Annotated in this window: 29 protein-coding genes and 1 pseudogene; all 30 read right to left on the bottom strand. The window is 61.3% G+C overall.

What is annotated here, in order from left to right:
* Nucleotides 1-105 precede the first annotated feature (105 nt).
* Entirely contained in the window at nucleotides 106-357 is a 252-nt protein-coding gene (locus IAI58_RS19375; RefSeq protein ID WP_208776241.1) for a phage tail assembly protein, read from the bottom strand.
* 67 nt (nucleotides 358-424) lie between these two features.
* Nucleotides 425-931, bottom strand: coding sequence for a phage major tail tube protein (locus IAI58_RS19370; protein ID WP_208776240.1), 507 nt, complete (start codon nucleotides 929-931; stop codon nucleotides 425-427).
* Entirely contained in the window at nucleotides 931-2,142 is a 1,212-nt protein-coding gene (locus IAI58_RS19365) for a phage tail sheath C-terminal domain-containing protein (protein WP_208776239.1), read from the bottom strand. The genes IAI58_RS19370 and IAI58_RS19365 overlap by 1 nt, the downstream gene beginning before the upstream one ends.
* 69 nt (nucleotides 2,143-2,211) lie before the next feature.
* Nucleotides 2,212-2,604, bottom strand: coding sequence for a tail fiber assembly protein (locus IAI58_RS19360; protein WP_208776238.1), 393 nt, complete (start codon nucleotides 2,602-2,604; stop codon nucleotides 2,212-2,214).
* On the bottom strand, nucleotides 2,595-3,455 hold the full coding sequence (locus IAI58_RS19355; RefSeq protein ID WP_208776237.1) for a hypothetical protein: 861 nt from the start codon (nucleotides 3,453-3,455) through the stop codon (nucleotides 2,595-2,597). Before IAI58_RS19355 ends, IAI58_RS19360 begins: the two co-directional genes overlap by 10 nt.
* Nucleotides 3,456-3,457: 2 nt before the next feature.
* The gene (locus tag IAI58_RS19350; RefSeq protein ID WP_208776236.1) at nucleotides 3,458-4,003 is read right to left on the bottom strand and encodes a phage tail protein I; all 546 of its coding nucleotides are present in this window, start codon (nucleotides 4,001-4,003) and stop codon (nucleotides 3,458-3,460) included.
* On the bottom strand, nucleotides 3,996-4,895 hold the full coding sequence (locus IAI58_RS19345) for a baseplate assembly protein (RefSeq protein ID WP_208776235.1): 900 nt from the start codon (nucleotides 4,893-4,895) through the stop codon (nucleotides 3,996-3,998). Before IAI58_RS19345 ends, IAI58_RS19350 begins: the two co-directional genes overlap by 8 nt.
* Entirely contained in the window at nucleotides 4,896-5,234 is a 339-nt protein-coding gene (locus IAI58_RS19340) for a GPW/gp25 family protein (RefSeq protein WP_208776234.1), read from the bottom strand.
* Between the two features lie 49 nt (nucleotides 5,235-5,283).
* A complete protein-coding gene (locus tag IAI58_RS19335) occupies nucleotides 5,284-5,913 on the bottom strand; it encodes a phage baseplate assembly protein V (protein ID WP_208776233.1) in 630 nt (209 codons plus the stop codon).
* On the bottom strand, nucleotides 5,885-6,451 hold the full coding sequence (locus IAI58_RS19330; protein WP_208776232.1) for a hypothetical protein: 567 nt from the start codon (nucleotides 6,449-6,451) through the stop codon (nucleotides 5,885-5,887). The genes IAI58_RS19335 and IAI58_RS19330 overlap by 29 nt, the downstream gene beginning before the upstream one ends.
* Entirely contained in the window at nucleotides 6,448-7,017 is a 570-nt protein-coding gene (locus IAI58_RS19325) for a hypothetical protein (RefSeq protein WP_208776231.1), read from the bottom strand. The genes IAI58_RS19330 and IAI58_RS19325 overlap by 4 nt, the downstream gene beginning before the upstream one ends.
* A gap of 1 nt (nucleotide 7,018) precedes the next feature.
* On the bottom strand, nucleotides 7,019-7,336 hold the full coding sequence (locus tag IAI58_RS19320) for a head-tail joining protein (RefSeq protein WP_208776230.1): 318 nt from the start codon (nucleotides 7,334-7,336) through the stop codon (nucleotides 7,019-7,021).
* Nucleotide 7,337: 1 nt separating this feature from the next.
* Nucleotides 7,338-7,673 carry a hypothetical protein gene (locus IAI58_RS19315; protein ID WP_208776229.1) on the bottom strand — a complete coding sequence of 112 codons (336 nt, stop codon included), beginning with the start codon at nucleotides 7,671-7,673 and terminating at the stop codon, nucleotides 7,338-7,340.
* A 62-nt stretch (nucleotides 7,674-7,735) separates the two neighbouring features.
* Complete coding sequence (locus tag IAI58_RS19310; protein ID WP_208776228.1) at nucleotides 7,736-9,601, bottom strand: phage major capsid protein; 1,866 nt, start codon at nucleotides 9,599-9,601, stop codon at nucleotides 7,736-7,738.
* A gap of 132 nt (nucleotides 9,602-9,733) precedes the next feature.
* A complete protein-coding gene (locus IAI58_RS19305; RefSeq protein ID WP_208776227.1) occupies nucleotides 9,734-10,219 on the bottom strand; it encodes a DUF7338 family protein in 486 nt (161 codons plus the stop codon).
* Nucleotides 10,216-10,722: a hypothetical protein gene (locus tag IAI58_RS19300; RefSeq protein ID WP_208776226.1), complete on the bottom strand. Its 507-nt coding sequence runs from the start codon at nucleotides 10,720-10,722 to the stop codon at nucleotides 10,216-10,218. Before IAI58_RS19300 ends, IAI58_RS19305 begins: the two co-directional genes overlap by 4 nt.
* 26 nt (nucleotides 10,723-10,748) lie before the next feature.
* Nucleotides 10,749-11,432, bottom strand: coding sequence for a phage tail protein (locus tag IAI58_RS19295; protein WP_208776225.1), 684 nt, complete (start codon nucleotides 11,430-11,432; stop codon nucleotides 10,749-10,751).
* Nucleotides 11,433-11,494: 62 nt separating this feature from the next.
* Entirely contained in the window at nucleotides 11,495-12,670 is a 1,176-nt protein-coding gene (locus IAI58_RS19290) for a hypothetical protein (protein ID WP_208776224.1), read from the bottom strand.
* Entirely contained in the window at nucleotides 12,670-12,915 is a 246-nt protein-coding gene (locus tag IAI58_RS19285) for a hypothetical protein (RefSeq protein WP_208776223.1), read from the bottom strand. Before IAI58_RS19285 ends, IAI58_RS19290 begins: the two co-directional genes overlap by 1 nt.
* Entirely contained in the window at nucleotides 12,912-13,301 is a 390-nt protein-coding gene (locus tag IAI58_RS19280; RefSeq protein WP_208776222.1) for a hypothetical protein, read from the bottom strand. Before IAI58_RS19280 ends, IAI58_RS19285 begins: the two co-directional genes overlap by 4 nt.
* Complete coding sequence (locus IAI58_RS19275; protein WP_208776221.1) at nucleotides 13,301-14,857, bottom strand: phage portal protein; 1,557 nt, start codon at nucleotides 14,855-14,857, stop codon at nucleotides 13,301-13,303. Before IAI58_RS19275 ends, IAI58_RS19280 begins: the two co-directional genes overlap by 1 nt.
* A complete protein-coding gene (locus tag IAI58_RS19270) occupies nucleotides 14,857-15,351 on the bottom strand; it encodes a hypothetical protein (protein WP_237182959.1) in 495 nt (164 codons plus the stop codon). Before IAI58_RS19270 ends, IAI58_RS19275 begins: the two co-directional genes overlap by 1 nt.
* A 43-nt stretch (nucleotides 15,352-15,394) precedes the next feature.
* Complete coding sequence (locus IAI58_RS19265) at nucleotides 15,395-17,356, bottom strand: phage terminase large subunit family protein (protein WP_208776219.1); 1,962 nt, start codon at nucleotides 17,354-17,356, stop codon at nucleotides 15,395-15,397.
* On the bottom strand, nucleotides 17,322-17,852 hold the full coding sequence (locus IAI58_RS19260; protein WP_208776218.1) for a terminase small subunit: 531 nt from the start codon (nucleotides 17,850-17,852) through the stop codon (nucleotides 17,322-17,324). Before IAI58_RS19260 ends, IAI58_RS19265 begins: the two co-directional genes overlap by 35 nt.
* A gap of 85 nt (nucleotides 17,853-17,937) precedes the next feature.
* Nucleotides 17,938-19,183: pseudogene (locus IAI58_RS19255) on the bottom strand (site-specific DNA-methyltransferase).
* A 98-nt stretch (nucleotides 19,184-19,281) separates the two neighbouring features.
* The gene (locus IAI58_RS23550) at nucleotides 19,282-19,527 is read right to left on the bottom strand and encodes a hypothetical protein (protein ID WP_419555863.1); all 246 of its coding nucleotides are present in this window, start codon (nucleotides 19,525-19,527) and stop codon (nucleotides 19,282-19,284) included.
* Complete coding sequence (locus IAI58_RS19250) at nucleotides 19,457-19,867, bottom strand: hypothetical protein (protein WP_208776217.1); 411 nt, start codon at nucleotides 19,865-19,867, stop codon at nucleotides 19,457-19,459. The genes IAI58_RS23550 and IAI58_RS19250 overlap by 71 nt, the downstream gene beginning before the upstream one ends.
* Entirely contained in the window at nucleotides 19,864-20,316 is a 453-nt protein-coding gene (locus IAI58_RS19245) for a lysozyme (protein ID WP_208776216.1), read from the bottom strand. The genes IAI58_RS19250 and IAI58_RS19245 overlap by 4 nt, the downstream gene beginning before the upstream one ends.
* Nucleotides 20,313-20,603 (bottom strand): hypothetical protein, encoded by a 291-nt coding sequence (locus IAI58_RS19240; protein WP_208776215.1) that lies wholly within the window; start codon nucleotides 20,601-20,603, stop codon nucleotides 20,313-20,315. The genes IAI58_RS19245 and IAI58_RS19240 overlap by 4 nt, the downstream gene beginning before the upstream one ends.
* Before the next feature lie 113 nt (nucleotides 20,604-20,716).
* Complete coding sequence (locus IAI58_RS19235; RefSeq protein WP_208776214.1) at nucleotides 20,717-21,094, bottom strand: Mor transcription activator family protein; 378 nt, start codon at nucleotides 21,092-21,094, stop codon at nucleotides 20,717-20,719.
* Nucleotides 21,095-21,363: the final 269 nt, after the last annotated feature.

Genomic DNA, 21,363 nt, shown 5'->3' with positions numbered 1-21,363 from the left:
CGAGCCACCAGATAAAGCGGCTCGTGCTCATGCTCATGATCTCTTTTGCCGACCAGCCCGTGTATGAGGCAAGTGCTAGTGCTCCCTGCCTCACGGCGTTGCTGGTCAGTTGATAAAACCCATGAATGCCTGCTGGACCTTTCGGTAATCGCGCAGGCTCATGTGCTTGATGTCGTCCGGCGTGACGCCGCAGAGGTTCGCAAACAGGACGATTTCCGTCTGCCGGTTGTCCCCGCCCATCTTGTCAGCCACGAGCTGATCCTCAACGGTCGGCTCCCTCATCTGGAGCACGGAAACCTTCGCCCCAGAGATGTCGAGCGGGCGGCTCAGTTCGATGCTTACAGATCCCTCGATCATGATTTGATCCTTCTAAAAAAATGCCCGGCTGTGTGGGCCGGGCTGTTGGTTGGCACACGGCCAGATTCTACAGGCCGATTGCTCCACGAATTGCCGCGAGTGCATCCGTGCCGTTGATGGTGCGCACCATGTTTTCCACGTCGATCTCGTGCACGACCTTGCCGCCGTGTTCGAGCTTGTAGTAGGTGAGTGCGACAGTCACCTTGAGGCTCGGCTTGTCGCCTGCCTTGCTGGTGCCCGGATCAATTTCGCGGATCTTGCCGCGCATCGTGTGCACGACAGGCGTCACCGTGCCGTCGAAGCTCTCGAGTGCCTCGCGGGCCACGAAGGGAACCTGCGCGCCTTCGGCCACGCCGAACAGCGAGAGCACATCGCGGTCGTAGGAAACCAGCGAAAAATCGCACTCGAGCTTCTCCATTCCCATCGTGAGCTCAATCGGGGCATCCATGCCACCGGCACGGAATTCCTCCGTCTGGAGCGTCAGCTTCGGCGGGTTGAACTCTTCGATTTGGCCTGCGTATCCGCGACCATCGACGAAGAGGTTGATGTTCTTTCTTACGTCACGAGCGGCCATCAGAAGATCTCCTCAAGATAATCGTTCACCAGATGAGAGCGGAAGGTGATGTGCTCAGCCGGGTAGGCGGCAGAGAAATCGAAGTCGAAATACACCTTGCCCTGTGCGATCTGGTCGGGAGTGTTGAGCTCGGGATCTGCCCAGCACTGGCCGCCGATGATCGCGCCGATCGTCACCAGATGCCGCAGATAGGCGTTCACGCCCTCGAGCACATCCTTGACGTAGGTCTTGGTGATGTTGCGATCGACCGCCCAGAGATGCGCGCGGAGCAGGCTGTCGTTGATGATGTCGGCAGTGCGTCGCACCGAGAGGTACATCCACTTCTGATCGGATGCCAGCGTGCGGTTGCCCCAGAGCCGGTAGCCGTCCTGGCGGATGATCGTCGCCACGTTCCCTGCGTTGAGCAGGTTCGCGCGGCAGGCTGCGTCGCCGAGTGCGAAGTCCACGGCGCGGGTCGTGCCCACGATGCCGTTGATCGTCTGATTGGACGGCGACCACCAGAACCCGCGCTCGTTGTCGCTTTTGGCGATCAGGCCAGCGACGCAGGGAGACGGGGGAGCGGACACCACGGCGCCCGTGTCGTCGGTCTTGAGCACCCACGGATCAACCACATACACGCGGCTGGAGCCGAAGTCCTCTGCATAAGTCAGCGCGGCGGCGTCGGTCGTGTTCGGACCGTCCGCGATGATCGTGGCGCGCAGGCGTTCGGCGATGCCGATCAGCTCTGCCACGACCGGATTGGCCGTGTAGGCGCCTTCCTCAGTCGGGGAAGCGGGGCGCTGGTGCGTGAATCCGGGGGCGAGCAGGATGCGCGGCGTGACGCCCAGCACGGACTCGGCAGCGAGCAGAGCGTGCACGCCCTGATAGGCTCCAGTCGTGCTATCCACACCGCCGATCACGTTGGCGATCGTTTCTGCGTCGTCCTGTCCGACTGCGACGCGCACGACAACGACCACGGCGCCAGCCTGGTCAAAGATCGAATCCAGCGCGCCGGGGAGCGTGCCGTCATCCTCGCCGGGAACAGCGAGCAGCTTGGCGGCCTCGCGGCGAGAGCCTGCGATGAGCACGGGAGTGTTGAGCGGGAAGGCGTCAGCATCGGCGCAGGGAGCCGTGCCGACGATACCGATGACGCTGGAGGCTACAGTCTCGATCGGGCGGGAGCCGCTGTCGATCTCGATTACCTCAACGCCATGAAGGAAAGATTCAGGCATGTGTCAGTCCTCAAAAAGGATTTTCGATGATTCTGCTCCAGAGGTCGGAGGTGCTTCAAATAGTGGAATTCAGGCCGGAGGCGTCGGCCACACGACATCCGCCGGGAAGCCCGGCTGATCTGTCACGTCGCGCAGCGCTTGGCGGTACGCGCGCCATGCCGCGCGCTGTTCCTCGGTGAGCGGAGCATCGGGCAGTGATGTCCAGTCGCAGGCCGTGAGCAGTGCATTCCGCTTGGTGCGGACGAGCTCTGCCAGTTGCTCTGGCGTCGGCGCGGGGTCGGGAGGATCGACCAGTACAGGGCGGCCTTGAGCGTCCGACTGGATCAGCTTGCCAGCGGATTGCCCGGCGAGCAGTTCCCGATACTTTTTATCTGTGATTTCCACTGCTCCAGCAGGGATTTTCTTGTGAATGGCGGGATCGTAAAACCCGCCCGTGCTTGCAGCGTATTTCATCACTTCCATCTCCCAATGCCAAAGAAGTGCACGCGCGTGACTTCATTGTCGTCTGTGCTCTTGGTCGCGACGTTGTTTGATCCAACCATGCGAGTGAAAGCCGCGACAACCGTTGTCACAGATTGCGACCGAATTCCGTAAAGCATCTCGCCCGCCTCAATCGTGACATCCGATCCAGCAGGCATTACTTCCGAGTGAGACACCATCGCCATCAACAGCGTATTGAAGGCCAGCGGCCACGTCGCCTGAGCAAAAACTTTTTCGGCGCTTTTAGCCCCTTCCGGGATGTCCGGCACGATGATGTCTTTCGTGCACCACTGGATCATGAGACCGCCGGGAAAGCACTGGTAGCCGTTTCCCTGAAGGGAGCGCGCGAAGCTCGCCAGCGAGTCTAGGGTCACATTGCCCTGCGCTCCCTCGACATCAATCACACCTGCCCCGGCAAGGATGCCGTCGAGCTTCGCCTTGTCTGCCGGAGACATGAAACCGGCTTCGCCTTCGCCCTCAAGCGTGTTTGGCGCCACGAGCGCGTGCTCAGCAACGCCCCGCGAGCCCTTGTGCGCTGCGGGCGTCGCTTGCTGCGCAATGCGGCGCTTCACAAAAAGCGTCGTGGCGAGCTTCGTTGTTTCGTCTGCCGTGTCAGGCGTCGGCGCTTTGGGTTCGCCTGAGAAGAGCGGTGTGTCGAGCGGAGCCTTCAGCTGCTCCAGATCGTCCACGTGCTTCTTCAGGTATTTCGTGCGGTTCGCGAGGTTCCGCTGCGGCTTGTTCGAGATGCCATCGACGCCGCCGACAACCGGATCGGTCGTCTCGATGAGGTACACGCCTTCATCGTAAGTTTCGGTTTCAGGAAGGAATGCCATGACTAAGCCACCCCATGGTTGTAGTCGCCGTTATACGTAATACGATTGTTGTACAGGTGAGATGCCTGCTCGAAGTTGAGCGCCACCAGATGGCACCGCGCCGGAGCGACCAGCGACAGAATGCGACGCACCTGCGCGGCCTGAGCATTGCTGATCGGGCGAGTGAGCGTGAAGGCATACAGCGCCCAGTGCGTCTCTTGTGGCCACGGCACAGTATGCTCTGCCGGGATCGCGTCCTCGCCTTCGACAAGCGAGCTGTCGCCGTAGCCTGCCGCAGAGATGGCGCGCTTGATCGACCAGATAGTGCCTTTACGCTGCTGCACCAGAATGGCCGTGCGGATCGTCTCGCGTTTCGCTTCCTCTGGCCAGCCCGCATCCCATTCGTCCACTCCGAATGCCCACGCGAGCCACGGCAGAAGCTCAGCCGGGCAGGTGTCGGCGTCCCAGACAGAGCGCAGGGGCGTGGCGACCTCGCCAGTCCGCGCGGTCGCGAGCGACAACGCACGCTCATGGCTGGATGCGCTGGACGGAAGCAGATCCTTACTCATCAGTGCCCTCAATCTCGAGAGAAATGCCCACGCAGTTCGGAGCCTCATCCCACGCGATCACGATGTCGGACGCCGGAGCGGCCAAATCCACGTTCTGCACGCCCTCTTGGTGGAGTGCCGCGAACAGCCCCGAGCGCGTGATGTCGCGCCCCAGTCGGTGCTGTTCTGCCGCGTAAGCCTCCGCAGCCGCCTGCGCCGCCGCCAGCACCTCGGCTTGACCGACGCCGGGAAACAGCGTGAGGCTTGCTGTGATCGCGTAGGGTACGATCGTCGCGCTCTGTACGACAACCGTATCACACAGCGGACGCCGCACCTCGCCTGTGAGCGATTCCTCGACCGCCTCGAGCGTCTCTTCTGGAGCCACGCCCGTGCCAGTGCGCGAGAGAACGGCGACCTGCACGGTGCCGGGCGTGTCGGAGTCCACGGCAACGTCTTTCACGTCGCCCGAGGCACTGAGCGCGTGGAACTGGTACGAGCCTCGGCTGCCTGCGGTCGTGTAGCCCTCGAGCGAGAGCACGATCCTGTTGCGGAAGTCGTCATCGCTCTCATAGACGGCCTCGACCGGAGGAATGGCGTCCGGGTCGGCGGGCGTGATGACAAGGCGCCGCACGTCGTAGTTTGCGCCCAGATGATCGAGGTCGGCGCCCTGCGCGAAGGCAATCATCACGGCCTTGGCTGCGTCGTTCACGCGCTGGCGCACGAGCATCTCGCGATAGGCTGCCACCTCGAGGATCTTGTAGGCCGGATCAGATTCGACCAGCGCAGAAAAGGACGGATCGCGCGCTTGCAGGTCGGCAAGCATCGCCGCCAAAATCTGCTCATAGTCGAGCTCTTCGACAACCGCAGGCGGCGGCAACTGCGAGAGGTCAACATTTACATATACGTTTGCCATTCATCGCACCTCAATGCCGTCGAGGGTGATCTCGCGCCCGTCCGGCAGATAAGTCCCAGTGATCGACAGGCTCACGCCGCCAGCCGTCGCGCGCGCGAGCGAGACCTGCGAGACCTTGATTCGCGGCTCCCAGCGTTCGAGAGCCTCGATTGTGGCCGCGTACAGCTCCACGATCGTGGCCCTGTTCAAAGGCGCGTCCACGAGCTGGTAGAGCCTGCTCCCGTACTCGCGGCGCATAACGCGCGTCCCCAGCGGGGTCGTGAGGATGTCCCGCACGCTCTGCCGCAGGTGGTCGATGCCCTCGAGTTGCTTGCCGTTTTGTGCACTGGTTCCGATCATGATCTTTGGATTATCGGCCCGGCAGTGCTGGGCCGTCTCTTAGTGGCATTTATTGTGGCGGGTCTGTCAGATCCGTGCCGCGATCCACGCCGCCGTGGACGTGGGTGCTGCCGAAGTCCACGCCGTTGTTCGTGCACGTTCCGATCACGGTCAGGCCATTGCCGACCTTCAGGCTGCCGGTGATCTCGGTTGCCGCCGCCGCGATCTTGGCTTCCGGGGTCGTGATCGTCGCACTGGTCGATGCGTTGATTGCCGCCGTCTCGGTGTTCAGAGTCGCCTGTTTGCAGTTGACGATCACCTGCGCCGCTCCTGCCACGTCAATCTGGAGCTTGTTCGCGGAGCTGTCGTACTCGCACCGCGTGCCGTCCGGGAACACCACCGCCTCGATATCCTTTGACGCTGCGGGCGCCGGGTGGTCGTTCTGGTAGATGCCTGGCAGCACCACGCCCTGCGCGGGGTCGCCATAGGGACAGAGCAGAACAACCTGCTCGCCCGGCCTCGGGGCGCTCCACGAGCGCGTGGCCCCGGCTCTGGCGGTCAGCCACGGCAGCCAGTCAGTCTCATAGCCTGCGGCCTTCACTCGTACGCGGGCATTCGCCTCATCGAGCGCTGAGACAACGCCCAGCCGGATCGCCCCAGCGAGCAGGCGCTCATTCTCTGCGTTGAAGTAGTCGCTCATCCTTCGTCACCTCAAAGTAGTCCTGCTCATGTGCCGCCCCGATGTTAGGCGCGATTCCGAGGAAGATCCTCTGCGGGACGATGCCCTCACCGTCCCAGCACGACTCGCCCAGATGGAGCACTTGCCGCCACTCGACGCGCCACGCCTCGAACTGGTCGAGCTCCGGATCAAAGCCGTCTTCGCTGATCGCCTCGACCTCGGCAGGACTGACAGGCAGCCCCCAGCGGTTCTTGTGCACGAACTGCGCCACGGCTGCGGCCAGCTTGCGGATCTCGAGCTTCGGGTTTTTGTCGCCTTGCCGGAAGTGGATCACGAGCACGGCCTCGAAGTGAGCCGTCACCGCGAGCTGTTCCGTGCCGGGATCGTCCTCCGGCTCGACCTCCATCTCCATCAGGTTAACCAGGCATGCTGGTACGAGCAGAGATTTTCGATCCTGCCGATACGCCTCAACTGTCTTTAGCGCAGGGAATGCCGCCTTGATGCGCTCGACGATTGCGCTGTGCACCTGCTCGATCGTCACTTCTGTCTTCGCATTCATGATCCGAATCCTTTGGCACGCGCCTTCATGTCGCTCATGAAGTGGTGCCAAAAAGTCTCAATGATGTCCGTGAATATCTGATCTTCGACGAATTGCTCGGCGCGCTCGTGGATCGGCACCTCAGCCTCTTTCAGCGGCAGGCGAGCCCTGCCCTCGCGCATGAAGATCGTGCGCCCGAAGCCGCGCTGCGAGTCCCGGATGAAGCCGCCCTTGAAGGCCACGGAGCCAGCCTTGCCTGAGAACACCGCCCCCTGCGCAGTCTTGCGCTTTGAGCCAGTCAGTGCGCTCACTGGCACATCGTTCAGGCCGAACCAGAGACGGGCAGTGCCGCCCCCGGCATCGAGCTTGCGGAAGCCGAGATACTTGAGTCGCTTGCGCAGAAAGCGGATCTTGCGCACGCCGAACTCGGACTTGAGTCCCCTCTGCGCCTTGGTGCGCAGCGTGACGGCTGTGCGCCGGAGCGCCCGGCTGTATGCCGCACGCACCTGCCGCTCGGTGAGCCCCAGCTCGAGCGCCAGCGCCTCGATGTCCTCCGCGCCAAAGTCCTCGACCGTGTAGCCCGCCATGTCACTGCCTCGACAGTTCCAGAATGGCGAGGCCCGTGCCGTCCGGCTGGGCGCTCGTGAGCACATCGTAGGTGCGCCCGCCGATGTCCACCTTGTCCCCGCGCAGGACGCCGAGTACATCGGCCTCCTTGCAGGTCACGCGGGGCCGCTCGGTATCGAGCTCATACTCGCCCGTCTCGGCGTTCAAATACGGCTCATCGAAGATCCCGAGGAACGTCCGCACGCCACCACCTTGGAGGCGCACGGTCACGGGTACTGCGAACTCGCCCGGCCCAGCACTCAGGAACTCGTCGAGGTTTTCCCATGCGTAGGTCGGCATGTTACCTCCGGCTGGGTCGGCGCCCGCGCTTGCCGCGAGGCGATGCAGGCTGAGGCTCGATCACATCTGCGGGTTGTCCGTCGATGGTCGTCTCGCCCGTTTTCTCGCCCGGCTCCACGACCTCGAAGGGACGCTCCCCGGTCGCCTCGGCCACCGGCTCGATCGGATCTTCGTCCGCGAGGAAGCCCGGCTCGGCGGCGTCCACGAGCTCGGCCTTGCCTCGGTAGAGCAAATCCTTGGCTTCGCTGAACGTCACCTCGACAATCTCGCCCTCTGCGGCGATCTCGCCAGCGACCACAAACGGGTGCAGCACCCGGAGCAGAACAGGATCAGACATTGATCTATCTCCTAAGAAAATGGGGCGCGAAGTGCGCCCCATCATTTTACGGACTAGTCAGCTCAAGAGCCTTCGCCTTCGCCGCCAGCCGCCTGAGTCGCAGGCTTGCGACCGAGGCAGAAGGACTCGACGCGACGGAGCGCGAAGTCCACGTCTTGGAAGACGACCACGCGGAGGCGTCCCTTCTTGCTGTTGGAGTAGGGATCGACCATGAGCTCGAGGCCGCCCCACATGCCGATCAGCAAATCGTTGAAGTTGCCCATGAACACATCGCCCGCTTCGATCTGGTTGGTGATCTCAGTGCGATAGCCGTTCACAGTGCCGCCGTCCTCCCAGATGGTGCCGGGCAGGCCGGAGAACTTCAGAGCGGTCTTGAAGGAACCGCGCATGCCAGCGCCGAAGACGTAGGCCATGCTGCGCACGTCGGCGTTGTCAACCGCGATCTCGGTTTCCATCTGCACCAGCTCTGCGAAGGTCGGAACATCCGCAGCGAAGGCCACGGCGTTGATGCCGGTGGCATTGGCAATGCCGGTCGGCTGAGCGCTGGAGCCGGTGCCGTAGTAGCCCGCCTTGTCGATCGTCAGGGCGAGAGCCTTTGCGAGGTCGGCACGCACCAGCGCTTCGATGTCGAGGCTGGACTGCTTGAGCAGCTTGCGGGTGATCTCGCTGTAGGCGGCCACGGTCTTCGGCGTCATGCTGATCTGGCCGAGTTCCAAATTAGACTCAACCGCGTCAGCGTCCTCGCCGATCCAGTAGCCCTGGGCAGCGGCAACCTGCTTCGGAATGTCGATGTTGCCGACCAGCCCGCCGATCGGCGTGCCGAGCTGCATGATCGTGGCGCGATTGCGCAGGATGTCGATGAAGCTCTGCGCGAGCAGATCCGTGGCGATGCTGTAGCCGCCAGTGTCACCGGCATTCGTGCCAGTCTTGGAGGTGTTGATCGCACGGGTCAGCACATCGGACGGGATCACGAAGCGGTCGGTGTTCTTGCCGAGCTTGTCGGCGGCAGCGCGGGAAGCCTCGAACTCGAAGGCGGCGTCCTGCTGCGCACGGCGGTCGGTCGGCTCGGTCAGAGCGCGGATCACCTTCACCAGCGAGAAGTTGCGAGCTTCCTTGTCGGTCATGCCGATGTCGGTGGCCTTAGCCTGGTCGGCAAGCGGCTTCTGCACGCGGCTGTTCACGTGGTCGAGCAGGGAGCGCTGGAAGTCGGCGACGCTCAGGCCATCCTTGACGGCATCGCGTGCCAGATCGTCGGCCTGATACTTCTCGCCCATCTCGAGGATGGAGCGGGTGCGGGCGCGCTCGGCTTCGGCGGCCTTGCGGATCTCGGCGGTGTGATCCACTGAGGCGGCGGGGATTTCAGTTTTTTCGGTCATGTTAACCTCTGTTTTTTCGGGTTGATGAGTTTCCTTTTTTCCTTCGGCATCGAGCTTCCGGCCCACGCCCACGGAAGTGTCGGCAGGAACCGACACAAGAGAGACCTCAAAGGGCTCCCAGCGCGTCACAGTGAAGATATCCTCGCCATCGCGCTCCCCGGTCTTCTCAATCTCGTGGATGAGATACCCGACGGAGACATGGCGGCGGATGCCGTCCTGAACGTCCTGAAAAACCTCCTCGGCCAGCGCGCTTCTACCAAAGCGCACGACTGCCCGCCCCCGGCGGTCAGAATCAATGCTCACGCTCTCGACAACGCCGATCTGCTTGTCGGTGTCGTGTTCCAGAAGAAGAGCAGCGCCGTCCTGCATTCGGTCGAGCACTACCGCCTCCGGGGCGTGAGAGAGAATTTCTACGCCGAACCAGCGGCGCACCTCGGACTCACTGGAGAAGGCCAGCTCGACCGTGCGCTTGTCGGCGTCCACAGCGCCAAACTCGGCAGTGCGGTAAGCCCTGCCGCCGTCATGGGCGCGAATTTCCTGAATGATGGTCATTTCGGTTTTAATCGGTGAAGTTTTGCCGATTCTCACGCCGGACCGGGCGGCATTCAAATAGTGGAATTAAAAAAAACCTCCGGCGAAGGCACCGGAGGAATCAGCGAAGATAAGCGAGGAGAAACAGGAGGATTATACCTCGACTGTTTTCCACAGCGTGATCCTGCAGGTCATCTGCAGGGGGTCTTTAACGTGAGCATCCCACACCTTCCAGCCGAGAAGCACGCGCAAGCCCTTGCCGGTCTTGCCGTAAGGCTTGACCAAGTAGTACATCCACGCAGTAGTTTTCCCATCGCGCTTGACGTACTGCCAGTTGCCGTCCACGACGTGATTGTCCGTGGGCTCAACATGAACGCCCAGCGTCTCCCGCTGGAAATTCACAGCGGGGTTCCTCCAGATCCACGTCAGGAACTGGAGGTAGCAGTTGAGGTGGTACCAGCGTTCCTGATGATCCGGGTCACCGCGCAGGTCGGTGTTCGGTGTGGTGATCCACCAGAAGCAGGTGCCCTTGAGCGAGTACTCCCTACGGGCCAGCACGGCAATCGGCGCCATGATGTATGCGAAAAGCGTGCTCGCGAAGAACACGGGCAGGCAGAGAAACCATTTCAGATAGATCATGCTTCCTCCAGTGCGCGGATCTCCACGCGCCAGATCTCTCGCTGAGCTATGACATCAGCGTACCCTTCCTTCGTGGCCGCGCCTTCGGCTATTTTGATGGCGACGTAGTCCGTCTCAGCGAGTTTTTGCTTGAGTTCCGCGATGCGGTTTTGCTTTTCCTCTTCTGCACTTTTTTCAGGCTTTCGGACAACGCTCCAAGAAAGATCGTCCCCACGCTTGATTTCGTGCGTTTCAGAATCCTTGGTAAGCGCCTGAAAAAGCCCTCTCAGGGCGTAGTCGTGATAAGTCTGAGATGCGTGAGAAACAGCGCCGAGTTTCACGCAATCCTCGGCGGTATTCGGCATTTCGACAAACACCCACTTTTCGCCGTCCCATTTTGAAAAATATCCGACCTTATTTTTTGGAGCGGTTTCCGTGGCATTTTCAGGCATCAACAGTTTGCCCGTTTTGGGATCGGTTTGGGCTACAGAAGTGCCATTAAAAAAACCGTCTTTGTCGAACAAATAAACAGTTTTAATCATATTTTCACCTATTCATAACGGATGCAGGGCAATGCAGTCAATGCAGGGGGCTGGACTGTCGCAGAGTTCCCAAAAATGGCATCTAAATTCGATGCCTTGAGACTGACCTCCTGACCGCCTTGAGTGCCCGTGTTTGCGAAATTATTAAAGGTCGTGTCCTGCTTTACAGCGCCAGACGGATAATGAACTCGCATAACACCGCCGATATAGCCCGTAATGTCGGGAAGTCCGGCGGCAATTTCCGTTCCGCTCGTTCCCGAACCCTCAAGGAATTTGTCGATGGCATTCGGCAAATTGAAAGTTGTACTGCCGTCCCCTGCTCCATAAGTATTCCCGATTACGGCATAAAGATCAGCGTAATCAGTACGGGAAACTGCCGCGCCATTGCAGAGCAGATAATGGTCGGGAACGAAACTACCTGCAAAATAGATATAACTGCCAACAGGGGCTGTATCGTCAGAGGCCGCGTCAATATTCGATCTTGCCTGTTTCTTTTGAGCGTCAGTCAGCTCTTGAGCAGTATCGAATCGGACGCAGTTCGCTAGTCCCAGCTCGAGGATGTTCCCTGATCCGTCTTTCGTGAAAATCTTTCCGTCCGCGAGGTTCACTGCAATCTCGCCGACCTCCAAATCCGCAGCCAGCGGAACCTTCCCGGCCACGCTGGAGCGCTTCACCTGCACGATATTTCCCATGAGTATCTACTCCCTAAAAAAAAGCCGAGGCATCTGCCCCGGCTGAATTTTATCTGCACGCGTCAGAACTCGCCGCAGTCGATTGTCGTGCCCGCGATAGTGCCTCCCGTGATGTCCACGTTGTTGGCGTTCTGGACGGCCATCGTGCCGAGCCCCAGAACAGTGCGAGCCGCCGCAGCGTCCGCCGCCGCGATCAGGCTGCGGCCGTAGGCGGTCAGGGTTGCGAGTGCAGCAGCGTCCCCGGCGGTAAAGTACGCGATGCGGTCAGCCGCCGCAGTGAGCGCGCCGATAGCCTGCAAGGCCGAGGCCAGCGAGATCGTCGGATTGCCATCGATCCCATTCCCGCACGCGACGCTGATGCCATTGCCCGATTTCGTAATCATGCGCGCGGCAAAGCGTCCCTGTCCGTTCTGCTCCAGACGCACGACAAACCCGTTCGATGCGAGCGTGTGCAGGAAGTACGCCTGCCCGGACAGTCCCACGCCGTCGTTCTTGATCTCGATGCCAGTGCCCACCTGAATGTCGAGGCGGTTGCCGGTCTTCGCAAGTCCGTCCCCCGCGTCGATCTGTCCAGCGCCCGAGAACTGCACGAAGGTCACGGCATCCGTGCCGAGCGTGCCGCCCTTGTCGATGGAGCACAGATAGCCGTTGTCCCCGTTCTGCGTGCCTTCCTCCACGAAGATGAAGGCGCTCACGAGATCGTCCCAAGTGTCGGCGTCTTCCGTGCGCTCCCATGCGCTTGCGCTCGCGATGTAGATGCCGTTCTGGGAAGCGACAGCCTGGTGCATCACGAGCACCCTGTCGCCCTCGGCCAGCGTCACGCCGTCAATCGTCTGGAGCCCGGCAAGCGCATTCAGCGCCTCCGTGGTGCCAGCGCGTGCGGCCTCTTTCGGACGCAAGCCTTGCACAGCGCTATCTACGTAGCGCTTTGTCGCCGCGTCGCCTGCCGCAACCGGCGCGCCCAGCCCTGTGAGCCGCTGGCCTGCGAAGTCCACAGCTTGGTTCGGCGCGGCAAAAGCGCTGATCGGCGTGAGCGGAATGTCGGAAATCGCGAAGGCAAAACCGTGTCCGCCGATAGGAATGACCTGCGTGGCAGTGCCACCTTCGCCGCCAGTGCCCCAGCCGTAGTAAAGAATATTGTCGCGTTCGTTGAATGCCAGCTCGGCATTCGCCAGCGATGCCGGAGCGCCAGCAGCGCCAGTAGAAGCCCGGCGCTTGATGCGGATAGTGTTTGCCATTAGATGTTGCCTCCATCGGTAATAGTCTCGCGCGGAACGTTCACGAACTGCCCGCTGTTGAACGTAATCAGATCGCCTGGCTTCGGGGCGGTGATCTTCACAGAGTAACCGTCAATGCCGCCCGGCACGATTGCAGCCGGATCGCGTCCTGTGTCCTCGGTGACTCGGATGCTCCCGGCGGTCGTATCTTCCAGAATCGCGATCTCTGCGGTCGAGTTTTCCAAAATCATGATCTTGTCTGTCATCTCGTCACCTCCGGCACGAACAGACACGCGCCCTGCATGAGCCGAGTTACTGCCCCCTGGTCGTCCACAATCTCGAGGTCGTACACGAGCCGCCAAATGAGCTTGCCGTCCATCCACGTGAGCTTTGTCGCGGGCGCGCGCAGCCCTTCGGTCATGGTCGCAGGGACGCGCACACGGAAAATCCCGCTCGCACCTTCGAGCGTGATGAGTCCATTGTCGGTCGAGAGTTCCAGAACAGCGCCTTTTGCAGAGTAGTTCTCGCGGATTTGCATCCGAGCCGTACACCCGGACAGGTTCACGGCATCGTCGTGCTTGTCGCGCCACTCGGCAGCAAGGCGCCAGTCAGCGCCCTGTTCGATGATGATGTCATAAAGCCCAGCAGCCATTACTTGCCCCCCGTCTCGCCCATCTTATCGGCGGTCTGTGCCATGACGGCGGCCTGCAAATTCTTGTCGAAAATCGCGGCCTGAATGAATGCCTCCGGGATGCCTGCGGCGCGCATCTCTTCGATGTCCCGCGCCACTTCGCGCCAGACGGTCGCCGGGTCTTTGCCCTGATCGCGGATGATCTGGCCGGGCGACTGGAGCAGCGCATTCTTCGCGCTGATCGAAGCCTGCACATCCGCCTGCGGGTCGATCCACGCCCAGCGCCTCGGCTGCCATGCCACCACGCTGTAGCGGTCGATCCGCTCGGGCTTGAGCGGTCGGCCCTTGACCGTGATGCGCCCCAGAAGGAGCGCACGCTTGATCCACGAGTCGAAAACCGGCTGCATGAGCGACTCCACGAGCCACTCTTGCAGGTCTTTCCAGTGCTCACGCTCATCGAGCGTCCCCTGCCGGATGCTCGAGTAGTTCACGCCCTCAAGGTCTGAAGCCAGGTTGTTGTAGAGCACGCCAAGCCCCGCGCTGATCCCCCGGAGCATCGCCTTGGAGAACGTGGCGAACTCGCCAGACGGGAACGTGGGCGCCCATTCCTTCAGCTCGGCGCCCTCCGGCATCACCGGGAACTCTCCCGGCTCGGCGGTCATCTCGAAGTCCGCGAGCTCGTCATCGGACAGGTCCGGGCCGTGTCCGTCACGCCACTGGATCACGCCCATCTTGGACGCGCCCACGCGGGCATTCACGATTGCAGCGTCCTCGAACCCCGCGAGATTCTTCAGCCTATACAGCCCCGCGCTGAACCACGGCAGGCCGCGCTTCTGGCCGACCATCTCAGGCACGAAGCCGTGGATGATCTCATCGGCAGGAATGCGCATGAACGAATTGCCAGCATAGGCGTAGTCGTAGTACGCATCGGCTTCCGAGCCGACCGTGAAATGGAACGCGACCGGGCGACCGTACTTGTTGAACTCGATGCCCGCGCGGATGTAGTTGCCGCCCGCAAGGTCGAATCTGTTGTAGTCCGGATTGCAGCGCTGCGGGTCGAGGATCTGGAGCGCGAAGCTATAGTCCCCGGCTTCCCTGCCGAAGATCTTACGCACCATGAACTCGCCATTGATCGCCGCACTGCTCACGCAGGAAGCCTGAATCGCGCGGAACGACTGCCGACCGGACACGTCGCAGTGCTCGCGCTTGCTCCAATCGGCAAAGGCCGCTTCGATCGCCTCATTCGCAAGCGTGTCGAGCTGGCCGTTCTGATCCTTGCTCTGCGCCTGAAGCACGATGCCCTTGCTGCCGACAATGTTCTGCGCGGCCATCCGAACGAAGGCTTTTGCGTAATCATTGTTCAATGCCTGGTCGCGCGACCGGGCCACGAGCACCCTCTGCTTCGTCTGGATGATCTGGTCGGCGGTCAGCGGCGAGCTGATCCAGTCAGCCGTGAGCCGGTCCATCCGGGCGCCGTCCATGCTGCGTCGCGCGATGCGCGTGTAGCGTCGCTTTGCAGGCTCAGGCGTCGGCTGCGGCGGCGTCTCTTCCTTTTTCCGTTTGAAGAATCCGAACATTATCTAAACCTGATTCTGACAGTCTGATCGAATAGCCGCCCGCTCTTCTGCGCGTTGATCCGGCGCAGCTCGGACTTGTAGAAGTTCCGCAGCTTGAGCAGATCCTCGATCGGAGTGCGCCACAGCTCGCGGTTGTTGATCGTGTAGCGCTCTTGGTCGAGCGTGGCCCGTTTCTCGATCACCGCTTCAATCGCATCGAGCACACGCTGCACATGGCTGCGCGCGTCCACATCTCCGGCGGCTGCGGCCTCGATGTCTGGGCGGATCTCGATCGTCCCAGTATCGACCTCGAGGACTTCGCCGTCGCGCTCGGCACGCAGGCTCAGAGCGTAGCGCCCCGGCTCCCATTTTGCCGTCGCGGATGCGGGCGCCGAGAACCGATGCGCTCTGCCGTTCGGATCGGCGGTCAGGTCGATCGCAGACGGCCCGCGCAGGATCGCCTTGAGCGTCCAATCTGGAGCGGGGTAAGCCGTCAGCACCACATCGGCGCGCATCGACAGCCCCGCCGTAAGTTTCGTTGGAAATCCCATGTCATTATCACCAGTTCGACACCCAGCCGCCCCGCTTCGGACGCAGGGCGCGGGAGCGCTTTATCTTCGGAGTTTCGCCAAGCGACGATCGCCTGTCTATTAGTGGCATTTGCTCGACAGGCTCCGGCGCTGGCGCGGGCGCTGGCTGTTTGTCCATCTGCCCCAGACGTTGAGCCGCCCGTTTGAAACTCGGGTTGACGATCTTGAGCGCGGCCAGCGCATACACGCGGCAGTCCAGCGCCTCGTTTCTGGGGCGCGTCTTGTGCCACTCGCGTACCGGAAACCCCTTCACGTATTTCGTCACCAGCTTTTCAGCCGTAATTTGCGCATACCATTCGGCATCCCTGCTCTTAGGCACGTGGCAGAACCCCGGCCCGTGCTTCTGGACGGCAAGCCGCCGCATCACCACGAGCTTCGCTTCGTCCACGCCCACGAGGAACAGATCGACCTTTCGCGCGGTCTTCCCGCTCTGTTTCCTCGAGGGACTGGCGACGATCGGACGCCCCCAGCCCGCGATGCCCTTGATGCCGAAGATCCTGCGCCCGGTCTTGCCGCGCAGCCAGTCGTATGCCGCCTGCGTGTCGCCGCCCGTGCCGCCCGTGTCCACGCAGGCCGCCGTGACGGACATCTGCGCCCCGGACTCGTGCAGCCAGGTCGAGCTGAGTAATTCCTCGAGCTCATCCCACACATCGCCTTGCAAGGGATCGCCCCAGAGCACCTCATAGTCGATGCTCCAAGATTCCTCGCCCATGCCCCACGCCACGATCTCAACCTCGAGGCGGTCTTTCTGCATGTCCACGCCAGCCGTGAGCACGAGGCCACCCGCTGGCACCGGAGCGCCCCAGTCCTCTGCGCGCGTCGCCAGCTTGTCTGGGTCGGCCTGCTCGCCCTGTTCCTCGTAGGTCTCCGCGAGGCTCACATTGACGAATGTTTGCAGGTCGTTCTGCGCCAGCTTGTCGAGGTAGCTCTGCACGATGTCGCGGAGCCGCCTGAATGTGCTATAGAGCTCGTTCAGGTGGTAGGACGCATGGCCCTTGAATGGCTTTGCCGCCTTCCACCCGGCGCCCTGCCGTTCCGCATCGCGGATCATCGCAATGCGTTCGCCGTCGTTCAGCAGCACGCCGCACTCTTCGCAAACGTACGCGGCAGTTTCCGGCCTCTGCTCGCCCTCGGGCTTTGCCTTGCCGTCCCAGACGACCTGCTCCCATCTGAGCGTCTGGTGGTGGCCGCAGTGAGGACACACGACATAGAAGCGCCGCTGATCCCCGGCCTCGAATGCCCTCTCGATGTAGCTCTCGCCCTTGATGGTCGGCGTGCTGATCTCGTAGAGCATCCTCTGGTCGCCGAAGGTCGCCGCACGCTGCCAGAGCAGTTGCACCGGATGGCCTTCCTGCGTGGCCTCGTACCCGTCCACCTCATCGACCACGATCAGGGGCGCAGAGCGTCCGCGCATGGTCTTCGGACTGCCGGACCAGCTCAGCATCATGAAGCCGCCCGGATAGGACTTCATGCGCTGATTGTTCACGCCGTCCCTGCCGCGAGGCTTCGCGATCAGGTTCCGTAAGCCTTCATTCGCGTCCACCAGTGGGCTGAATTTCGTCTCGAGCCACGTCTGCACGTCGCCCTGGCTCGGCTGCATCATGATCTGGGAGCGCGGCGAGACCGCGATGCTGTACGCCTGCACGCAGAGCGCCAGAAGAGTCTTGCCGACCTGCGCGCCCCATTGCAGCGTCACCCGGTAGCAGTCCGGGTCGGCGAACATGTCCATCGGCTCGCGCTGGTAGGGAGCATTCGCCAGCCGGTAAGGGCCGGGCACAGCGTTGCCCAATGGAATGCTGACATTCTGCTCGGCCCACTCGCTCGGCAGCATGTCCGGCGGCGGGCGCAGCAGTTGAAAGCTCCGCTGTATCGCGCGGATCAGCCCCTCATGCAGCTCACTCGTCTGCTGCGTCGTCTGCGTCGTCGTCATGATCGTCTTCGGGTGCCAGCACGTTCGCCTCGGCCAGTGCCGCCAATGCCCCGTCGATTTCGCTCAGCAGCACTGCCTTGAACCGGCGCTCGTCAGTCTCGCCGATGAGCTGGGACACCACACGGCTCGGCACGTTCCTCATGCCAGCGCGCACCTCGGCAAACGCCTTCGACACAGCACGCTCGACCTGATCCACTGGAGCGACATCGCCGCGAGCCTTGGCAAGCTGGATCTCTGCAAGATCAGCCTGCGCCTTCGTCAGCCGGGCCTTCTCTGAGCGGTAGTCGGTTGCGCCTTCGTCTGCATTTTCAAGATTGCGGATGCTCCGGTCGCGTAGGTACCGGATATAGCCTTGCACCGCTGGAGCAAGTTCGTATCGCCCCGTTTCTGCTCGCGGGATGACGTTTTCATTGACGAGGTTGTACACCTGCCGCTCGCTCAGCATGAGCAGCTTGGCGATGGTGCTTACTGGATAGGTGACGATCTTACCTTGCATTGTGGTGCGGGCTCCGGGGCAGTTCCGTTCATTCGCCGAGCTGCGGGACAGCTCTCGGATGCTGGGTCACGCCCGCAAAAGCATTCTACACCGAATCAAATGTCGCGCCGTCGTGGCGAACAGCTTTTTTTCCAGTGAAGTTCTGCCAACGCTGAATGATTACATCGCAGTAGATCGGGTCAAGTTCCATCACCAGAGCCTTGCGACCGAGTTCCTCAGCGGCGATCAGCGTTGTGCCTGAACCCCCAAAAGAATCCAGAACGGTATCGCCCTTCTTCGAGCTGTTGCCCATAATGTAGCGGAACAGCTCGACCGGTTTCATGGTCGGGTGCTCCCCGTTCCTTTGGGGCCTTGCGAACTCGAGCACGGTTGATTGTTTGCGATCCGAGTACCACGAGTGCGACGCTCCGTCCTTCCATCCGTACAGGCACGGCTCATGCCGCCAGTGGTAGTCCTGCCGCCCCAGAACGAAAGAGTCTTTCGCCCAGACGAGGCACTCGCGCACCTGCCAGCCCACATCGCGGCACGCGCCTCTGAAATTGAAACCTTCCGTGTCGGCGTGCCAGATGTAAAACGCCGCGCCTGGTTTCAGCACTGAATCGGCTGCCGAAAACGCATCAACCAAGAAACGCCGAAAAGCATCGTCGCTCTGGAGGTCGTTTTCGATCGTGAGTGCATCCTTTGTTTTTCCTGTGTAGTTCACGTTGTAGGGCGGGTCGGATAGATAGAGGTCAACCAGGGTCATTGCCCCCCCCCTCCCCTTCTTCCGACAGCCTCTTCATATCTTCCTGCGATGTGCTGTCCCCACACATCAGCCGATGGTTCCCGAGCGTCCAGACGTCCCCCCTTTTCGACTTCGGGTATTTCGGTTGCTCGGGCACTTCGTCCGGGTCGGTCAGTCCACCTTCTGGATCATCGCCAAGCGTCAGCTCCTCGAGCTCTTCGTCCGTGAAACCGGTCAGCTCAAGATCAAACCCGGCAGCCTTCAGCTCGCCAATTTCGAGCGCCAGCAATTCCTCATCCCATCCGGCATTGAGTGCCAGACGGTTGTCGGCGATCACGTAAGCCTTGATCTGCGTTTCAGTGAGATGCGATAGCCGGAGGCAAGGAACCTCGGCCAACCCCAGAAGTAGAGCAGCCTTCACGCGGCCATGCCCTGCGATGATCCGGTTGTCGTTGTCGATCAGGATGGGGTTCGTGAACCCAAACTCGCGGATGCTGGCTGCAATCTGCGCGACTTGCTCTTCTGTGTGAGTTCTGGCGTTGCGGGCATAGGGGATGAGGTCGGAGGGTTTTACTTGCTCCAGAGCCCCAATATCGGGCGTTTCCATGCTTGGATCTCCGTGAAGTGAAACTGAAATTTTAGGCCACGCAGAACGCAATCGCCGCGAGGCTTTGCGCCCCGCCGTCATGACCCCCGAGAAAGTACCTAGATACCGGGGGTACCGGGCTTGCTTCCGCTGCCCCCACGGGGGCCTTGCGTCCACGTTCTGACTGCCTCGCTCAGCTTCTCGTGTCTGTCTTTGCACTCGTAGAAGCGCCTTGCGCTCTCGATGTGGTTTTGCACCATAGCCCCGAGCGTATCGCCCTCGAGCTCTGGCAAGTCATCGCAGCTTTTCAGCAGCGCTTCCGGCACGATTGGTTTGAGCGTCAATGGCTCTGCGATTGGCTTCACGCCAGACGCGCACGAGCTCAGGATCAACGCGACACATAGAGCCGCCAACAGTTGCGGCCTTTTTAGATAACTGCTCATAACGCCTCGCAATCGCGGTTTGCTCGTCCAGATGCTTGCGCTCTATTGCGAGGGCTTCACTGGTGCGGGCATCGCGGTCGGCTATGGCGGCCTCGAGGGCGTGCGCCGCCGCCCGGTCTCGCTCGGCGATGAGCGCCTGGCATTTCGCGTGAGCGTCCTCAGCTCCGGAGCGCGAGCCCGCCCAGTACGTGCCCGCGAGTATGGAAACTGCCGCCAGCGCGCCAGCGAGGGCGAGGGCGGGGGTCTTTGGGATCGGGATCATGCTTGCCCCAGAAAGCGTAGCATCTCGGCGTTACGCCTGCGCACGAGGCCGAGGAGCACCTTCCCGCCAGCGCGGCTCCACTTCGGGAACTCATACGACGCGCCCACGATGTCGCCGCTGTTGAGCTTGCGTAGCAGGGTGCTGGTGGCGAGGTTGGCAAGGCCGAGGTTGTAGGCGAACGACACGAGCGCATCGAATTTATCCTGATCGATCTCGATCTTCACGAGCCGCTCGACGCCCGGACCGTAGACGCGATTGCACAGATCCTCGAGTAGTTCCTCGGCCTGCGTGTGCGTGATCGGCCTGTCATTCCCGGTCACCTTACGGCCATCGAGGTACTGCGTGCAGCCGTAGCCGATCGTCCAGACGCCAACAGCGTCGCGGTAGGGGTGCGATCGGAAGCCTTCAAAACGCTCGATCAGGTCGAGCCCGTCAGAACTGATTTTCATTTTGATGCACCTTTGACTTGGATCTTCAGATCACTGATCTGCCTCCGCAGGTCGGCGTTCTCACGCTGCACTTCGATGATTTGCGATTGCAGCGACGTGATCTTGTCCAAAAACTTCGTGTTCTGTTCCTGTAGGCGGTCAATCTCCTGCCTCATGTGGTCGATGATGTCGCGCTCGGCTTCGGTCTTTGACTGCGCCGTACTCTCCTCGGACATCTTCCGCACCATGAAGCGATAGAGAAGGCTGATCCCCAAGCCGCCAAGGCCGCCGACGCCGATGAGCGTCATGAAGTCCTGCAAGGCGCTCGCGGATGCCGCTGCGGTAACTGCTGGTTCCATTTCCGTGTTTTTGTTTGTGTTGCTCGTGAGGTCAGTATGCCCACGAGCCAGAGCAATATCCCCTAGTGGATTATGTTCTGGATCTGATTGGCCGTGATGCCGAAGAGCTTTGCCACTTCGGGCACCGGATCACCCTCGCGGATCATTCTGCGTATCTGAGTATTGCGGTACGCCAGATAGACATCACGGCAGTTTGCGACGTACTTCATCTCGCCGCCGTAAGCGCGCACCAGCTTGGTCGCGAGGTTCCAGCCGAGGATGCGAACGAGCGGATGATCGGGCCGGAGCTTTTTCGGCACGTACAGGATCACCCGATGGCTCTTGTGCCGTGGCGCTCCAGAGAAACAGGTCGGCAGCCGACCGATCAGGTAGAGCGCCGCATGGCGCCCGATAATGTCCGCGATGTCCTGAGCCGATCGCGGCAGCGGATGGTTTTGCATGTCCCTTGCTCCAGACAGGGACACCCTGCGGTAGGTGTCCCTGCGTCCCTTTTGCGAATTTGTTGAATCATATCAGATGTTTAGGTCGCAAAACCGGCAGGGACAGGGACACCTAGGGCCGTCAGGGACGCAAAATCCCATATAGCTCCCCTATATTCCCCTACAGCCGTCTTTTCCTTTTTTTATCCATTTCATACTAATAGGTGTCCCTAGGTGTCCCTGCTGGTACAAAAGCCCCGAAAAATCAAAGGCTTGCAGGATAAAAAATA

The sequence above is a fragment of the Roseomonas marmotae genome (genome assembly GCF_017654485.1).
GTDB lineage: Bacteria > Pseudomonadota > Alphaproteobacteria > Acetobacterales > Acetobacteraceae > Pseudoroseomonas > Pseudoroseomonas marmotae.
This window is presented reverse-complemented; position numbering and strand designations above follow the sequence as displayed.

Coding starts and splice junctions, on each gene's coding strand:
- IAI58_RS19325 (WP_208776231.1), bottom strand. CDS start 7,017: ATGGCGGGCTACACGGTCGAGGACTTTGGCGCGGAGGACATCGAGGCG.
- IAI58_RS19245 (WP_208776216.1), bottom strand. CDS start 20,316: ATGAAAATCAGTTCTGACGGGCTCGACCTGATCGAGCGTTTTGAAGGC.
- IAI58_RS19235 (WP_208776214.1), bottom strand. CDS start 21,094: ATGCAAAACCATCCGCTGCCGCGATCGGCTCAGGACATCGCGGACATT.
- IAI58_RS19305 (WP_208776227.1), bottom strand. CDS start 10,219: ATGATCTATCTGAAATGGTTTCTCTGCCTGCCCGTGTTCTTCGCGAGC.
- IAI58_RS19350 (WP_208776236.1), bottom strand. CDS start 4,003: ATGAGTAAGGATCTGCTTCCGTCCAGCGCATCCAGCCATGAGCGTGCG.
- IAI58_RS19330 (WP_208776232.1), bottom strand. CDS start 6,451: ATGAATGCGAAGACAGAAGTGACGATCGAGCAGGTGCACAGCGCAATC.
- IAI58_RS19265 (WP_208776219.1), bottom strand. CDS start 17,356: ATGACGACGACGCAGACGACGCAGCAGACGAGTGAGCTGCATGAGGGG.
- IAI58_RS19365 (WP_208776239.1), bottom strand. CDS start 2,142: ATGCCTGAATCTTTCCTTCATGGCGTTGAGGTAATCGAGATCGACAGC.
- IAI58_RS19270 (WP_237182959.1), bottom strand. CDS start 15,351: ATGCGCGCCGATGTGGTGCTGACGGCTTACCCCGCTCCAGATTGGACG.
- IAI58_RS19290 (WP_208776224.1), bottom strand. CDS start 12,670: ATGGCAAACACTATCCGCATCAAGCGCCGGGCTTCTACTGGCGCTGCT.
- IAI58_RS19360 (WP_208776238.1), bottom strand. CDS start 2,604: ATGGAAGTGATGAAATACGCTGCAAGCACGGGCGGGTTTTACGATCCC.
- IAI58_RS19320 (WP_208776230.1), bottom strand. CDS start 7,336: ATGCCGACCTACGCATGGGAAAACCTCGACGAGTTCCTGAGTGCTGGG.
- IAI58_RS19315 (WP_208776229.1), bottom strand. CDS start 7,673: ATGTCTGATCCTGTTCTGCTCCGGGTGCTGCACCCGTTTGTGGTCGCT.
- IAI58_RS19275 (WP_208776221.1), bottom strand. CDS start 14,857: ATGTTCGGATTCTTCAAACGGAAAAAGGAAGAGACGCCGCCGCAGCCG.
- IAI58_RS19370 (WP_208776240.1), bottom strand. CDS start 931: ATGGCCGCTCGTGACGTAAGAAAGAACATCAACCTCTTCGTCGATGGT.
- IAI58_RS19340 (WP_208776234.1), bottom strand. CDS start 5,234: ATGATCGGAACCAGTGCACAAAACGGCAAGCAACTCGAGGGCATCGAC.
- IAI58_RS19250 (WP_208776217.1), bottom strand. CDS start 19,867: ATGATCCCGATCCCAAAGACCCCCGCCCTCGCCCTCGCTGGCGCGCTG.
- IAI58_RS19240 (WP_208776215.1), bottom strand. CDS start 20,603: ATGACGCTCATCGGCGTCGGCGGCCTTGGCGGCTTGGGGATCAGCCTT.
- IAI58_RS19355 (WP_208776237.1), bottom strand. CDS start 3,455: ATGGCATTCCTTCCTGAAACCGAAACTTACGATGAAGGCGTGTACCTC.
- IAI58_RS19260 (WP_208776218.1), bottom strand. CDS start 17,852: ATGCAAGGTAAGATCGTCACCTATCCAGTAAGCACCATCGCCAAGCTG.
- IAI58_RS19345 (WP_208776235.1), bottom strand. CDS start 4,895: ATGGCAAACGTATATGTAAATGTTGACCTCTCGCAGTTGCCGCCGCCT.
- IAI58_RS19280 (WP_208776222.1), bottom strand. CDS start 13,301: ATGGCTGCTGGGCTTTATGACATCATCATCGAACAGGGCGCTGACTGG.
- IAI58_RS19295 (WP_208776225.1), bottom strand. CDS start 11,432: ATGGGAAATATCGTGCAGGTGAAGCGCTCCAGCGTGGCCGGGAAGGTT.
- IAI58_RS19335 (WP_208776233.1), bottom strand. CDS start 5,913: ATGAGCGACTACTTCAACGCAGAGAATGAGCGCCTGCTCGCTGGGGCG.
- IAI58_RS19285 (WP_208776223.1), bottom strand. CDS start 12,915: ATGACAGACAAGATCATGATTTTGGAAAACTCGACCGCAGAGATCGCG.
- IAI58_RS19375 (WP_208776241.1), bottom strand. CDS start 357: ATGATCGAGGGATCTGTAAGCATCGAACTGAGCCGCCCGCTCGACATC.
- IAI58_RS19310 (WP_208776228.1), bottom strand. CDS start 9,601: ATGACCATCATTCAGGAAATTCGCGCCCATGACGGCGGCAGGGCTTAC.